General features: G+C 67.1%; 18 protein-coding genes. 9 read left to right on the plus strand and 9 right to left on the minus strand.

All coding sequences use genetic code 11. The annotated features are described in order from the left end of the window. Positions 1-61: 61 nt before the first annotated feature. Both EIP75_RS18545 and EIP75_RS18550 read left to right on the plus strand, forming a co-directional pair. Positions 62-811 carry a response regulator transcription factor gene (locus EIP75_RS18545; RefSeq protein WP_233584941.1) on the plus strand — a complete coding sequence of 250 codons (750 nt, stop codon included), beginning with the start codon at positions 62-64 and terminating at the stop codon, positions 809-811. Then, a complete protein-coding gene (locus EIP75_RS18550) occupies positions 783-2,183 on the plus strand; it encodes a sensor histidine kinase (protein ID WP_125244783.1) in 1,401 nt (466 codons plus the stop codon). Before EIP75_RS18545 ends, EIP75_RS18550 begins: the two co-directional genes overlap by 29 nt. Before the next feature lie 13 nt (positions 2,184-2,196). Here EIP75_RS18550 and orn read toward each other — a convergent pair whose 3' ends face one another. Continuing rightward, the gene (orn, locus tag EIP75_RS18555; RefSeq protein ID WP_125244784.1) at positions 2,197-2,769 is read right to left on the minus strand and encodes an oligoribonuclease; all 573 of its coding nucleotides are present in this window, start codon (positions 2,767-2,769) and stop codon (positions 2,197-2,199) included. A gap of 74 nt (positions 2,770-2,843) precedes the next feature. Between orn and EIP75_RS18560 the strand changes: the two genes are divergently transcribed. From EIP75_RS18560 to EIP75_RS18575, 4 genes are read left to right on the plus strand one after another with little or no spacing between them, the layout of a single operon-like run. Beyond that, a complete protein-coding gene (locus EIP75_RS18560) occupies positions 2,844-4,130 on the plus strand; it encodes a M48 family metallopeptidase (RefSeq protein WP_125244785.1) in 1,287 nt (428 codons plus the stop codon). Between the two features lie 29 nt (positions 4,131-4,159). Next, positions 4,160-4,483, plus strand: a complete 324-nt coding sequence (locus EIP75_RS18565; protein ID WP_125244786.1) for a 4a-hydroxytetrahydrobiopterin dehydratase — start codon at positions 4,160-4,162, stop codon at positions 4,481-4,483. After that, positions 4,480-5,442: a ribosome small subunit-dependent GTPase A gene (gene rsgA / locus EIP75_RS18570; protein ID WP_125244787.1), complete on the plus strand. Its 963-nt coding sequence runs from the start codon at positions 4,480-4,482 to the stop codon at positions 5,440-5,442. The genes EIP75_RS18565 and rsgA overlap by 4 nt, the downstream gene beginning before the upstream one ends. A 34-nt stretch (positions 5,443-5,476) precedes the next feature. Further along, on the plus strand, positions 5,477-5,749 hold the full coding sequence (locus tag EIP75_RS18575) for a hypothetical protein (protein ID WP_125244788.1): 273 nt from the start codon (positions 5,477-5,479) through the stop codon (positions 5,747-5,749). A 619-nt stretch (positions 5,750-6,368) separates the two neighbouring features. Here the strand turns inward: EIP75_RS18575 and EIP75_RS18580 are convergent. Further along, positions 6,369-6,986, minus strand: a complete 618-nt coding sequence (locus EIP75_RS18580; RefSeq protein ID WP_233584942.1) for a TetR/AcrR family transcriptional regulator — start codon at positions 6,984-6,986, stop codon at positions 6,369-6,371. Between the two features lie 148 nt (positions 6,987-7,134). Here EIP75_RS18580 and EIP75_RS18585 point away from each other — a divergent pair, with 148 nt between their 5' ends. Beyond that, positions 7,135-7,575, plus strand: a complete 441-nt coding sequence (locus EIP75_RS18585; protein ID WP_125244790.1) for a hotdog fold domain-containing protein — start codon at positions 7,135-7,137, stop codon at positions 7,573-7,575. Positions 7,576-7,605: 30 nt separating this feature from the next. After that, the gene (locus tag EIP75_RS18590) at positions 7,606-8,016 is read left to right on the plus strand and encodes a PaaI family thioesterase (protein ID WP_233584943.1); all 411 of its coding nucleotides are present in this window, start codon (positions 7,606-7,608) and stop codon (positions 8,014-8,016) included. An 18-nt stretch (positions 8,017-8,034) separates the two neighbouring features. Here EIP75_RS18590 and EIP75_RS18595 read toward each other — a convergent pair whose 3' ends face one another. The 6 genes from EIP75_RS18595 to rpsP all read right to left on the minus strand — a co-directional run bounded on the left by EIP75_RS18595 (position 8,035) and on the right by rpsP (position 12,192). After that, positions 8,035-9,024, minus strand: coding sequence for a CobD/CbiB family protein (locus EIP75_RS18595; protein WP_125244791.1), 990 nt, complete (start codon positions 9,022-9,024; stop codon positions 8,035-8,037). Positions 9,025-9,059: 35 nt separating this feature from the next. Then, on the minus strand, positions 9,060-9,779 hold the full coding sequence (locus tag EIP75_RS18600) for a CoA pyrophosphatase (protein ID WP_125244792.1): 720 nt from the start codon (positions 9,777-9,779) through the stop codon (positions 9,060-9,062). 205 nt (positions 9,780-9,984) lie between these two features. Then, positions 9,985-10,338 carry a 50S ribosomal protein L19 gene (gene rplS, locus EIP75_RS18605; RefSeq protein ID WP_125244793.1) on the minus strand — a complete coding sequence of 118 codons (354 nt, stop codon included), beginning with the start codon at positions 10,336-10,338 and terminating at the stop codon, positions 9,985-9,987. 67 nt (positions 10,339-10,405) lie between these two features. Beyond that, positions 10,406-11,185 carry a tRNA (guanosine(37)-N1)-methyltransferase TrmD gene (gene trmD, locus EIP75_RS18610; protein WP_125244794.1) on the minus strand — a complete coding sequence of 260 codons (780 nt, stop codon included), beginning with the start codon at positions 11,183-11,185 and terminating at the stop codon, positions 10,406-10,408. Between the two features lie 22 nt (positions 11,186-11,207). Next, complete coding sequence (gene rimM, locus EIP75_RS18615; protein WP_125244795.1) at positions 11,208-11,912, minus strand: ribosome maturation factor RimM; 705 nt, start codon at positions 11,910-11,912, stop codon at positions 11,208-11,210. Between the two features lie 16 nt (positions 11,913-11,928). Next, on the minus strand, positions 11,929-12,192 hold the full coding sequence (gene rpsP, locus EIP75_RS18620) for a 30S ribosomal protein S16 (protein ID WP_125244796.1): 264 nt from the start codon (positions 12,190-12,192) through the stop codon (positions 11,929-11,931). 217 nt (positions 12,193-12,409) lie between these two features. Between rpsP and EIP75_RS18625 the strand changes: the two genes are divergently transcribed. Beyond that, positions 12,410-12,919 (plus strand): hypothetical protein, encoded by a 510-nt coding sequence (locus EIP75_RS18625; RefSeq protein ID WP_125244797.1) that lies wholly within the window; start codon positions 12,410-12,412, stop codon positions 12,917-12,919. Here the strand turns inward: EIP75_RS18625 and EIP75_RS18630 are convergent, their stop codons facing one another. After that, positions 12,920-13,285, minus strand: coding sequence for a DMT family protein (locus EIP75_RS18630; RefSeq protein WP_199758649.1), 366 nt, complete (start codon positions 13,283-13,285; stop codon positions 12,920-12,922). Positions 13,286-13,377 lie beyond the last annotated feature (92 nt).

The following is a 13,377-nucleotide window of genomic DNA, read 5'->3' on the forward strand; positions in this document are numbered from 1 at the left end:
AACCGCGCACTCTAGCAGCCCACCTCTGCCTCATGCCGCAACACCCTGGTGTGAACAGGGCATGAACAAACACCCCCTCGAAGTGATGACAATCCCCACCACGGGCCCCGCCAGCGCCCCTCAAACGCTGAGCCGCACGCAAGCCACTCCCATGCACCTGCTTCTGCTCGAAGACGACATCGACCTCGGCCAGGCCGTGGCCGAACACCTCGAGGCCCAGGGCCACACCGTCAGCTGGCTCAAGACCTGCGAACAGGCCGACCGCGCCATGGCCCAGCCCGACATCGAGCTGGCCCTGCTGGACCTGCGCCTGCCCGATGGCGACGGCATCGAGCTGCTCAAGAACTGGCGCGCCCGTGGCGACCGCCGCCCCGTGCTGATGCTCACCGCCCGCGACCAGATCAGCGACCGCATCAAGGGCCTGCAGGCCGGCGCCGACGACTACCTGGTCAAGCCCTTCGACCTGGACGAGATGGTCGCCCGCATGGAGGCCGTCAGCCGCCGCGTCGGCCTGAGCCAGGCACCGGTGCTGCGCACCAACCGCGTCGCGCTCGATTTCGACAACAAGGTGGCCCGCCTGGACGGCCACCAGGTCACGCTCACGGCCATGGAATGGTCGCTGCTGTCCTGCCTGGCCGCGCGCCCCGGCCACACGCTGTCGCGCCAGCAGATCCGCACCGCGCTGTTCCAGCCCGGCCGCATCGAGGCAGAGAGCAACTCCATGGAAGTCATCATCAGCCGCCTGCGCCGCAAGCTGGGAACCGAACTCATCAGCACGCACCGTGGCCTGGGCTACCGACTGGACCTCTGAGGGCTGGAGCCTCGAGCGGCGGCTTCGAAACCGCCTGCTCGCCGCCATGACCGGGCTGTGGCTGCTGGGCTCCGGCCTGGCCCTGTACGCCCAGTGGCGGGAGACCAACCGCGTGCTGGACACGGCCCAGGAAGAGATCGCCACCACCCTGCTGCGCTTGCCCACGCCGCCGTCGACCGACAGCACCACCATCGTGCTGCCGCATCCGCCCACGCACGACCAGGCCATGCTGATGCAGGTCTACACCAAGGACGGCCGCCTGATCTGGCGCACGCAGCAGGCCCCGACCACGCCGCTGGCCGTGCTGGACAAGCACCTTTCGATCAGCGAAGGCGACTGGCACATCGTCGTGCTGCCAGCCCCTCACCTGGACCGCGTGGCGGTGGTGGCCGCGCCCATGCACGACCGCCGCGAGGCTCTGCTCAGCGGCGCCCAGGCGCTGCTGCTGCCGCTGCTCGCCCTGCTGCCATTGACTGCGCTCACGCTCACGTGGATGCTGCGCCGGGTCTTCCGCCGCCTCGATGACCTGAACCAGGACCTGCGCGCCCGCGACCGCGGCGAGCTCGACCCGGTGGCCGTGACCGGCCTGCCCCGCGAACTCACCCCGCTGGCCGAAGGCCTGAACCAGCTCTTCGAACGCCTCACCCAGGTGCGCCAGGCCGAACGAGCCTTCGCCGCCAACAGCGCCCACGAGCTGCGCACGCCCATCGCAGCCGCGCAGGCCCAGTTGCAGCGACTGATGCACGAGTTCTCCAACAGCGCCACCATGCAGGGAGAAGAGCGCACCGCCATGCTGCAGCGCATCGACGCCCTGGCGCGCCAGCTCACCCGCCTGCACCACCTGTGCGTCAAGCTGCTGCAACTGTCGCGGGCCGATGCGGGCCTGGGCCAGCACACCGAACCCGTCGACCTGGTCGATGTGGCCCAGCTGGTGCTCGAAGAATTCAACCAGCCAGAACAACAGGCGCGCCTGCACCTTGAACTGCCGACCTCCGTGGTCGACGACGCCGGCACCGATGCGATCACCAGCGACAGCGTGATGGTTCAGGGCGATCTGGATGCCCTGGGCATCGCCCTGCGCAACCTGATCGAGAATGCGCTGCTGCACAGCGGGCCGTCACAACGGGTCACGGTGCGCATCACACCCCAGCCCTCCATCGACGTGATCGACGAGGGCCCGGGCATCCCGCCAGACCGCCTGGACACCGTGCGCCAGCCCTTCGAGCGGGGCGAAAGCCCCTCACCCGGCCACGGCCTGGGCCTGGCCATCGTGAGCGCTGTGGCCCGGCAGATGGGCGGCACCCTGCAACTGATCAGCCCGCACACCGAGGGGCACGGACTGCACGCCAGGCTGATGCTCCGACCAGCCTGAGAGGCGCGCGGGGTCACTTCACCAGGAAGTGCTCGCGGTAGTACACCAGCTCTTCGATCGACTCGTGGATGTCGGCCAGCGCGGTGTGCTTTTGCGCCTTCTTGAAGCCTTCGCTCAGGCCCGGCTTCCAGCGGCGCGCCAGCTCTTTCAGCGTGCTGACATCCAGGTTGCGGTAGTGGAAAAAGGCTTCCAGCTTGGGCATGTAGTTGGCCAGGAAGCGGCGGTCCTGGCAGATCGAATTGCCGCACATGGGCGACTTGTTGGCGCCAATGTACTTCTTGAGGAAGTCGATCACCTGCTGCTCGGCTTCGGCTTCGGCCACGGTGGACGCCTTGACCCGGTCGATCAGGCCGCTCTTGCCGTGGGTGCCCTTGTTCCAGGCGTCCATCTTGTCCAGCGTCTCGTTGCTCTGGTGCACCGCGAGCACGGGGCCTTCCACGCGCACGTTCAGGTGCGGGTCGGTCACCACCACGGCGATCTCGATGATGCGGTCGCTCTCAGGCTTGAGCCCCGTCATTTCCAGATCGATCCAGATCAGGTTGTGCTCGCTTGGGGCCAGGGTGGCGGTGGGATTGGGAGTGCTCATGAAACCTCGGTATTGACTAGCCTACCCCCGATTGTGGCGCAGGCGATCCAGGGCTGAACGTACACTTCGGCCCTATGAACACCCCTATTGTTCCCGCTGAAGGCGTCACCCTGGCATTGGCCCTGTTGCTGGTGGCCTCTTTGCTGGTCAAGTTCTGGCTGGCCAGCCGCCAGGTGCGCCACGTGGCGCTGCACCGCGGCCAGGTGCCGGCCCCCTTCGCCGACACCATCACTCTGGAGAGCCACCAGCGCGCCGCCGACTACACCATCGCCAAGCTGCGCCTGGGCATGGTGTCCAACGCCGTGGGCGCCGTTGTGCTGCTGGGCTGGACCCTGCTGGGCGGGCTCGATGCCCTCAACACCTGGCTGGTCGACGCCTGGCTGCCCACGCTGGGCCCGCTGGGTTACCAGTTGGCCCTGCTGGCGGCGTTTTCCGTCATCGGCGCCGTGATCGAGCTGCCGCTGGAGCTGTGGAACACCTTCCGCCTGGAGCAACGCCACGGCTTCAACCGCATGACATTCAAGCTCTGGCTGGGCGACCAGCTCAAGGGCACGCTGCTGGGCGTGGCCATCGGCGGGCCCATCGCCGCGCTGATCCTGTGGCTGATGGGCGCGGCCGGCAGCCTGTGGTGGCTGTGGGCCTGGTGCGCCTGGACGGGCTTCTCCCTCTTGATGATGGTGATCTTCCCCACCCTCATCGCCCCGCTGTTCAACAAGTTCCAGCCCCTGCAGGACGAGGCCCTCAAGGCCCGTGTCGAGGGCCTGATGCAGCGCTGCGGCTTTGCCTCCAAGGGCCTGTTCGTGATGGACGGCAGCCGCCGATCCGCCCACGGCAACGCCTACTTCACCGGGCTGGGCGCGGCCAAGCGCGTGGTCTTCTTCGACACCTTGCTGGCACGCCTGAACCCCGGCGAGGTCGAGGCCGTGCTGGCGCACGAGCTGGGCCACTTCAAGCACAAGCACGTGCTCAAGCGCATGATCGCGCTGTTCGCCATCAGCCTGGGCGCTTTTGCGCTGCTGGGCTGGCTGTCTCAGCAACTGGGCTTCTATGTGGGCCTGGGCGTGCGCCCCAACCTGGATGCGCCCAACGATGCGCTGGCCCTGCTGCTGTTCATGATGGTCGTGCCCCTGGTGGCCTTCTTCGCCGCACCGCTGATGGCCATCACCTCGCGCCGCGACGAATTCCAGGCCGACGCCTACGCCTGCGCACACGCCCAGGGCAGTGATCTGGCCCGTGCCCTGGTCAAGCTGTACGATGACAATGCCTCCACCCTGACGCCCGACCCGTTGTACGTGCGCTTCTACTACTCGCACCCCCCGGCTTCCGAGCGACTGGCCGCCCTGCGCACGCAGCCTGCCTGATCTTTCCTGACGATGTTGTTGCCTACGCCATGAGCCCCCCCCTGCACCTTCAGCGCTGCCAGCACCAGGCCGGCCCGGCCCTGGGCCCGGCCGAACAGGCCGCCCTGCTGCCGCAGGTGCCGGGCTGGACCATCGCCGACGGCCTGCTGCAGCGCCGTTTCAAATTCCCCGATTTCCACCACACCATGGCCTTCGTCAATGCCGTGGCCTGGATCGCCCACGAACAGGACCACCACCCCGACATGGCTGTGAGCTACAACCACTGCACCCTGCGCTGGAACACCCATTCCGCCGGCGGGCTGTCGATCAACGATTTCATCTGCGCCGCCCGCGTGGACGCCCTCGCCTCATGAAGCGCGCCAGCGCAGCAGGCCGCGGTGGCCGGGCAAGGCCCAACAAGAGCGCGAGCGATGCCGGTGAAGGTGGGCTGGTCGTGGCCACGCACGGCCGGCACGTCGTGGTCGAGACCGACGAAGGCCAGCGCCTGATCTGCCACCCCCGCGGCAAGAAGAGCGAAGCCGTGGTCGGCGACCGTGTGCGCTGGGAACACACGCTGGAAGGCGGTGACGAGGGCGTCATCATCAACGTGGCCGAGCGCAAGAACCTGCTCTACCGCCAGGACGAATGGCGCAGCAAGTCCTTCGCGGCCAACCTCGACCAGTTGCTGATGTGGATCGCGGTGGAGCCCGTGTTCAGCGAGGCGCAGCTCACCCGGGCCCTGATCGCCGCCCGTTCGGCCGACATCCCTGCCACCATCGTGCTCAACAAGACCGACCTGCCCGGCACGCCCACCGCGCGTGAGCGCCTGGCGCCCTACGTCGCCATGGGCTACCCGGTCGTCGAGATCTCGCTCAAGCAGGACACCGAGGCCGCACGTGCCCAGATGGAGCCGCTGCTGGGCGGCCGCGCCACACTGGTGCTGGGCCCCTCGGGCGCCGGCAAGAGCACCCTGATCAACACCTTGCTGCCCAACGCACGCGCCGAGGTGGGCGAGATCTCACAGGCACTCAACTCCGGTCGGCACACCACCACGTCCAGCCTCTGGTACTGGCTCGATGACACCCGCCAGGGCGCCGTGATCGATTCGCCGGGCTTTCAGGAGTTCGGTCTGCACCACATCGCGCCGACCGAGCTGCAGCGCCTGATGCCCGACATCGCCGCGCACATGAACGATTGCCGCTTCCACAACTGCACCCACCGGCAGGAGCCGGGCTGTGCGGTGCAGGCGGCCGTGGCGAAGGGCGAGATCAGCGAGATGCGGCTGAGCCTGTACACCGCCCTGTTCGACGAACTCAGCCAGCCACGCTGGTGACCATGCCCATCCTTGCCGCCCTCAGGACCAGCCCATGAGCGACCACCTTTCCGCCCTGGAACCCACGCTTGACGACGCAGCCCAGGGCCGCCTGAGCATGCAGGAGCTGGCCAGCCAGTGGCGCGATGCGGCCAAGCAGCACCAGCCCTCGCTGCCGCCACGTTATCTCGATGTGCTGGACCGGGTGCTGAGCCAGCTGGAATCCAGTGCCTTGTTCACTGAAGAGAGTTGCTCTTTCAGCCAGGCGGACATGCTGGGGGCTTTGCGGGATTGGCTGCACAAGGCTCGGGCTTTGGGAGCGCATTGAACAGTGTGTTGTCCTTTGTCTGGCCCGCTCTGGCGTATGGCCGCCTGGGTTGGCAGGCCCTGTCAGGCAGAGCCTGCAGGAAGCCCAAATCGCTGCATGCCCTCTCTGCGCATGCCACCAGCGGGGCAAAAAAGGGATGTGGGGGCAGACGGCCGGACGCCTTGTTGGCGCTGAGCAGCGCAGTGGCGAGGTGGGCATGTGCGCAGCACATGCTTCGTGAACTGACTGGCCGCCCTTGTTTGAACGGAGCGCCCACAGGGCGCGTAGTGAGTTGGGCGGCGCCACCTCGCCGCGAGCAGCGCAAGGCAGTCACGCCGCAGGCGTGACCGGCAACATTGAAGCCCGGACGGCTGCCACCACATCCCGTGCCCCGCGCTGCCACGACAAAACGCTCAACACCAGAATGCCGCCAGGAAACGGCGGCGGCAAGCGTTCANCCCACAGGGCGCGTAGTGAGTCGGGCGGCGCCACCTCGCCGCGAGCAGCGCAAGGCAGGCACGCCGCCGGCGTGACCGGCAACATTGAAGCCCGGCCGGCTGCCACCACATCCCGTGCCCCGCGCTGCCACGACAAAACGCTCAACACCAGAATGCCGCCAGGAAACGGCGGCGGCAAGCGTTCAAATTCCAGGCCGAGCCACCGAACTCCAGGCCGCCTCAGCCAGCATCTCCCGATACTGCCCCGGCGACGACTTCACCCGCCCCGACAACCAGGCCCGGCAGTAGTTCTCCGCCTGCCCGATGATCAGCGAAGGAAACAGCTCAGCCGGCCAATCACGCAACTGCGCCAAACGCTCCGGCTGCGTGAACCAGGCCATCAGCGCCTTGCCCAGCACCCGGTTGCGCTGCAGCAACTCCGGCCCATGCGGCCCCTTGGCCACAGCCGATCGTGCCTGGAACACATAGCGCGCCAGCTCCGGCTGCGCCACCACCCAGTCCACATAGCTGTAGACCAGCGCCGCCACGCCTTCCCGGAGGTCTTGCGCCTGCGCCATGCGCTCATCACGCAATACCGTCTGGTCGTCCATCGCGGCAAAGAACAGTGCCGCCACCAGCCCCTCCTTGCTGCCGAAGTGGTGGTACAGGTTGCCCACGCTGGCATCGCAGCGCTCCTTGAGCATCTCGATCGTGGTCGGCTCGATGCCTTGCTCGTTGAAGCAGGCCAGCGCCCCGGCCAGGATGCGCCGCTTGAGTTGCGCGCGTGCCCCCGGGTAGGCGCGCTCCAAGACGGCGGACACACCGGAATTCATCGACGACTCCTCGCACACGAACGGTTCATGGGTGCATATTTGACACCGAATAATATTCCAGAATATTATTCTGTTCAGATGCCGACCCTGCACAGCCCAGGCATCCCACCGTCCACCCACCTTCCTTGGAAAGCCCATGAGCCAACTTCTCGCCCTCTACAACAGCGCCGGCCCCGACCAGTTCACTGCCGCCGTCTGCCAGTTCGCGCCCTACTTCAGCACCATCACGCCCAGCTTCACCGAGCTGCGCCCTGGCCACGCCGAGGCCACCGTGCCCTTCCGCCGCGAGATCACCAACCACCTGGGCACCGTGCACGCCATCGCGCTGTGCAACGCGGCCGAACTCGTCGCCGGCACCATGACCGATGCCTCCATCCCCGCCGGCCACCGCTGGATCCCCAAGGGCATGACGGTGCAGTACCTGGCCAAGGCCAAGACCGGCGTGCGCGCCGTGGCCGACGGCAGCCAGGTGCCGTGGACGGAGCCCGGCGACCACGAGGTGCCCGTGGACATCTTCGATGACAGCGGCACCAAGGTCTTCCATGCCCGCATCCTGATGAACATCAAGGCCGCCTGACCCACACAGGCCAGCACAAGGAGAGCCACCATGATGGACATGCTCGCCCTCGGCCAGCAGGTGCTGGCCAGCCAGGGTTTCAGCCGCCTGCTGGGCACGGAGATGACCGCCTACAGCCCCGAAGGGGTGGAACTGCGCCTGCCGATGCGGCCCGAGCTGCTGCAGCAGAACGGCTTCGCACACGGGGGCGTGGTCAGCTACCTGGCCGACAACGCCCTGACCTTCGCCGGAGGCTCCGCCCTGGGCATCGCCGTGCTCACGGCGGAGTACAAGATCAACTACCTGCGACCGGGCGTGGGCCAAGCCCTGGTGGCCCGCGCGCAGGTGATCTACGCCGGCAAGTCCATGGCCACTTGCCGCTGCGATGTCTTCAATGTGATGGACGATGGCACCGAGAAGCTTTGCGCCACCGCGCAAGGCACCATCGCCAAGGTGGGCTGAGGCCGGGCCTGGGCCTGATCAGCCGATCAGGTTGGCCAGCGACAGCAGCGCCAGCAGCAGCATCCACAGCACCACTGATCGCCAGATCAGGGCCACCACATTGCGCAGGTGGTCCATCTGCGGCAGCACGCCTGCAGTGCTGCCCACGGCAGCGGCGGCCTCGGCACTGTCGCCTTCGCTCAAGGTACGGGACACGTCCTGGCCCGCTGCGGGGGCCGATTGCCCACCCAGTTGCACGCCCACCGCGCCGGCCGCGGCCGACAGGATGACGCCCTCGTTGGGCTGGGTCCAGAGAGCGGCATAGCGCCGCCACGATTCGATGGCCTCTTCGAAGTTGCCGACCACGGCGAAGCCGAAGGCGGTCAGGCGTGAGGGCAGAAAATCGATCAGGTCGAACAGGCGGCCGGACAGCTCGCGCAGGCGATCATGCGTGGTGGCACCCGTGACATGGCTGCGGTAGGCCCAGTAGCGGCTGGTGAACTCGGCCATGCGGTACATCACCGCGCCCATGGGGCCCAGGCCCACGGTGGACAGGGCCACGAACCAGAAGAACACGCCGAACACGTGGCGGTGCGCGGCCAGCAGGGAGTACTCGATCACATGGCGCAGCAGTTCGCGCCGCGGCAGGTCACTGGCATCCACGTGGCGCCACTGGGCCAGCAGCTCGCGGGCGCGGTCTTCGCGGGCTTCGTCCAGTGAATCGCGGATGGCGGTGAAGTGGTGGCTGAACTGGCGAAAACCCAGTGTCATGTAGAGCACGACCACATCCCACACCAGCGCCAGCACGGTGCTGTAGTGGTTGACGGCCACATAGGCCACACCGATCAGCAGGGCCGGGGCCACCACGGTGATGGCCCACACCACGCGCGCGTGCACGTGCGCACCCGCATCGAAATTGCGACCGACCCAGCGCACCCAGGCCGTCAGTCCCTGATGGACCGGGTTGTGGTTCGGCAGGGGCTTGAGCTGCTCGATCAGCAAGGCGAACAGCACGGCGAAAAAGCTCATGCCCCAGATCATAGCGGGGCTGCCCGGCACACGCTTCAGGCGGCCAGGAAACGGTACAGATTTCGCAACATCGCGGCGGTGGCGCCCCAGATGAAGTAGTCCTCCTCGCGGCCGGGCCCATGCCAGGGCATCGAGAAGAAGCGCATGTCCAGCTCGCCCGATTGCGCGGCACGCTGCTGGTGGTTGGCCGGGTTCATCAGGAAGGCCAGCGGCACCTCGAAGATCTCGGCCACCTCGCAGGGCTCAGGAGTCAGGTCCAGTGCGGTGCCCTCGTCAGGGCGGGCGTGGATCAAGCCCACCACGGGCGTGACCACGAAGCCGGTGCCTGTGATGTAAGGGGGCAGCTCGCCGATCACCTCCACGCGCTCCGGGGGCAGGCCGACCTCCTCCTGCGCTTCGCGAAGCGCGGTGGCCACGGCGTCGACGTCGTCCTCGTCCTTGCGCCCGCCCGGAAAGCTGATCTGGCCGGCATGCGCCTTGAGGTGGGCGGTGCGTTCGGTGAGCAGCACGCTCAGCACGGCCGGCACATCGGGCGTGGCCTGGCGGATCACCAAGGGCACCAGCACCGCTGCGGGCACAGGCTGCGCCGAGCGCCACCAGCGTTCGACCTCCGTGTCGGCCTGCCACTCGGGCGGCTCGGCGAAGCGGGCGCGCAAGGCCTCGGGCATCAGGCGCAGAGGGTCCACCAGGGGCAGGTCCTCCACGGGCGGCAACAGGGTCGCGGTACGGGGATCGAAAGGCAGGGGCAGGGCCATAACTTCACATGGTAGCCAAAGGCGTCATCCCGCATGGGCGGCGGGGCTCGGTGTAAGCACCCGGTCGGTGCGATGCCCCATGGGAATTCGGGCAGCGCGGACGGTTTTTCAGCGCTTCGGCGAACAGGCATGAAAAAACCGCCTGGGCAAAACGCCGAGGCGGTTTTCTGAGCCGGTGGCCAGAGCGGGACGAACCCGCCCAGACTCAGGCCAGCTTTTCTTTGATGCGTGCCGACTTGCCGCTGCGCTGACGCAGGTAGTACAGCTTGGCGCGACGCACATCACCACGACGCTTGACGTCGATGGAGGCGATCAGGGGGCTGTACAGCTGGAACGTACGCTCAACGCCTTCGCCGCTGGAGATCTTGCGGACGATGAAGCTGGAGTTCAGGCCGCGGTTGCGCTTGGCAATCACGACGCCTTCGTAGGCCTGCACACGCTTGCGGGTGCCTTCAACCACGTTGACGCTGACGATCACGGTATCGCCAGGGGCGAACGCGGGGATGGTTTTGTTCAGGCGAGCAATTTCTTCTTGCTCGAGCTGACGGATCAGATCCATAGGTGCTCCTAAAACGATCATGCTTGCGCAAACAGAAATGCCAGGCAGAGGATCGCGAAACCGAAGATTATAGCAAAGACTTGAGGAATTGCTCGTCGTCTTTCGACAAGCGGCCAGATTCACGTGCCGCGTCGATCAATTCAGGGCGCCTGCGCCATGTCAGCGCCAGCTGCTGCTGGCGCCGCCAGCGGGCGATCTGCGCGTGGTGGCCCGACATCAGCACCGGCGGCACCGCGGCATCGGCCCCGGGCAACTGGGCGCTCAATGCCTCGCCCAGCACCTCGGGGCGGCTGTAATGCGGGCAGTCCAGCAGGCCGTCGGAGAAGCTGTCCTGCTGGTGCGAGGCCGCGTCGTGCAGCACACCAGGCTGCAGGCGCGTCACGGCATCGATCAATGCCAGTGCCGGCAGCTCACCGCCGGAGAGCACGTAGTCGCCCAGGCTGATCTCTTCATCGACATGCGCGTCGATGAAGCGCTGGTCGATGCCTTCATAACGGCCGCACAGCAGCACGGCACCGGGCGAAGCAGCCAGCGCCTCGACCCGCGGCTGCGTGAGAGGCCGGCCAGCGGGGCTGAACAGGATCACGGGCAGGCGCGGGCCGCCCGCCGCGTCCTGGTCGGCGCGGATCGTGCCCAGCGCGCGCGCCAGCGGCTCGACCAGCATCACCATGCCGGGGCCACCGCCGAAGGGGCGGTCGTCCACGCGGCGATAGGTGTCCTCGGCGAAATCGCGCAGCGGCCACAGGCGCACATCGACGGCCTTGCTCTCGAACGCACGGCGCGTCACGCCCACACGGGCGAAAGGCTCGAAGAGCTCCGGGAACAGGGTGATGACATCGAAGCGCATGGCGCCAGGCCTGCGGCCGGGATCAGTAATCGAGGCCCCAGTCGGCCACGATGAGGCGCTCGGCCAGGCTGACCCTGTCGATGTAGGCCGACACGAAGGGGATCAGGCGCTCGGCGGCATCGCCCGGCTTGGCCGTTTCGGTGGGCGGAAGCGAGCAACGCAGCACGCAGTGAGGGCCGGTGTCGAGCAGGTCGATCACGGTGCCCAGCGGCTGGCCGTCGCGGTTGACGACGTTCAGGCCGATCAGGTCGATCCAGTAGAACTCGTCGTCGCTGTCGGGCGTGGGAAAGGCGGAACGCGACACGAACACGCGCGCGCCCTTGAGGGCTTCGGCGCCGGTTCGATCGTCCAGGCCATCGATGGTGGCCACGATGACGTCGCCCTGCTCCTTGGCCGATTTGACACGCAGCAGCACCGGCTGGCTCAGGCGGGGCGGGGTGCGGTCATCAGGAGAAGAGGAAGAAGCGGTCTTGCGGGCGGGCAATGCGGCTGAAGCCGCTGTGCCGGCAGGCTTGCGCACGGCGCCTGCCTGGGGCACGGCCGGTTGCACGAACCACTTCTTGGTGCAGAACAGCGCCTGGGGGTCGGATGAAAAGGGATGCAGCTTGATGCCGCCCTTGACGCCCCAGGCGTCGATGACGCGAGCCACTTCGATGGCATCGTCGGGCCAGGGGGTACCGTCAGCCAGCACCAGTCCCTGTGTCGACGCCACCGCGCGCTCGGTCATCTGTCAGTGCGCTGGTTCAGGCGGCGGGAGCTGCGGCCTTGGCCTTGGCATCCTTGACCAGACGGGCCACGGTCGGCGAGACCTGGGCGCCATGGCTGACCCAGTGCTCCAGGCGGTCGAACGCCACGCGCAGGCTTTCAGCCTGACCCGAGGCCACGGGGTTGTAGAAACCCACGCGCTCCAGGAAGCGGCCGTCACGGCGGTTGCGCGCATCAGCGGCAACGATGTTGAAAAACGGGCGCTTCTTGGAGCCGCCGCGAGCCAGTCGAATCACGACCATGATGTGTCCTTCAGATGATGATGCGACGGCCAGTCCGGGGAGACACTCTCGCACGGACCGTCATGAGGCGCCAAGCCTGACAGGGATCAACCCGTGTCATGAAAAGACGCCAGCCTTCCCGCTTGACTAGATACGCGCAGCCTCAAGGGATGCCCAAGCCGGAAAATCGAGCATTATAGCGGGCAAGGCCACCCGTGGCAAACGGCATTCGTGCACCATGAGCAGCAGTACCTCCCACACCGCCCCCATCCCCGTCGGCGCCCCAGCCAGACAGCCCCGCTACCGGTCCAAGACACTGGCGGCCTGGCTGGGCCTGCTGAGCGGTCCGCTGGGGCTGCACCGCTTCTACCTGGGCGGGCTGGCCGATCCCTGGGGCTGGCTCTACCCCCTGCCCACCCTGCTGGGCCTGTGGGGGCTGCACCGCATGGACCAGCTGGGGCAGGACGACCACCTCGCCTGGGTGCTGATGCCCCTGCTGGGCCTGGCCTTTGCCGCCGCCATGCTGCAGACCATCCTGATCGGGCTGACGCCGGACGAGCGCTGGCACGCTCAGCACAACCCCAGCCTGGCAGGACGCGAGGACGCGCCCGCTGCCGGCTGGCCGGCCGTGATCGCCGTGATCCTGGCCCTGGTGCTGGGCGCCGGGGTTCTGATGGCCACCATCGCCTTCAGCGGCCAGCGCTACTTTGAATACCAGGTCGAAGAAGCCCTGAAGATCAGCCAGTGATCAGGTGCGGAACATGAAGTACGCCGCTCCCACCAGGCACAGCGCCGCCCAGATGTAATCCAGCTTGAACGGCTGCCCCAGGTAGAACACCGCGAAGGGCACGAACACGCTCAGACTGATCACCTCCTGCATGATCTTGAGCTGCCCCACGCTGAGCTGCTGCACGCCGATGCGGTTGGCAGGCACCTGCAGCAGGTACTCGAACAGCGCGATGCCCCAGCTGATCAGGGCCGCCACGATCCAGGGCTTGCTGGCCAGGCTTTTGAGATGCCCATACCAGGCAAAGGTCATGAAGAGGTTGGACAGCACCAGCAGCAGCGCGGTCTGCAGCGGGATCGGCAGGGATGACAGCAGGGAGGTGTTCATGCGCCCAGTCTAGATGCGGGGCCTGAATTGGCGCTGAGCGCGCCCCGCGTGTCGGATAATCCTGCTTTTGCCGCTCCGCCGCCCTTCAGCCG

Origin of the sequence: Aquabacterium soli (assembly GCF_003933735.1) — a bacterium.
Taxonomy (GTDB): Bacteria; Pseudomonadota; Gammaproteobacteria; order Burkholderiales; family Burkholderiaceae_C; genus Aquabacterium; species Aquabacterium soli.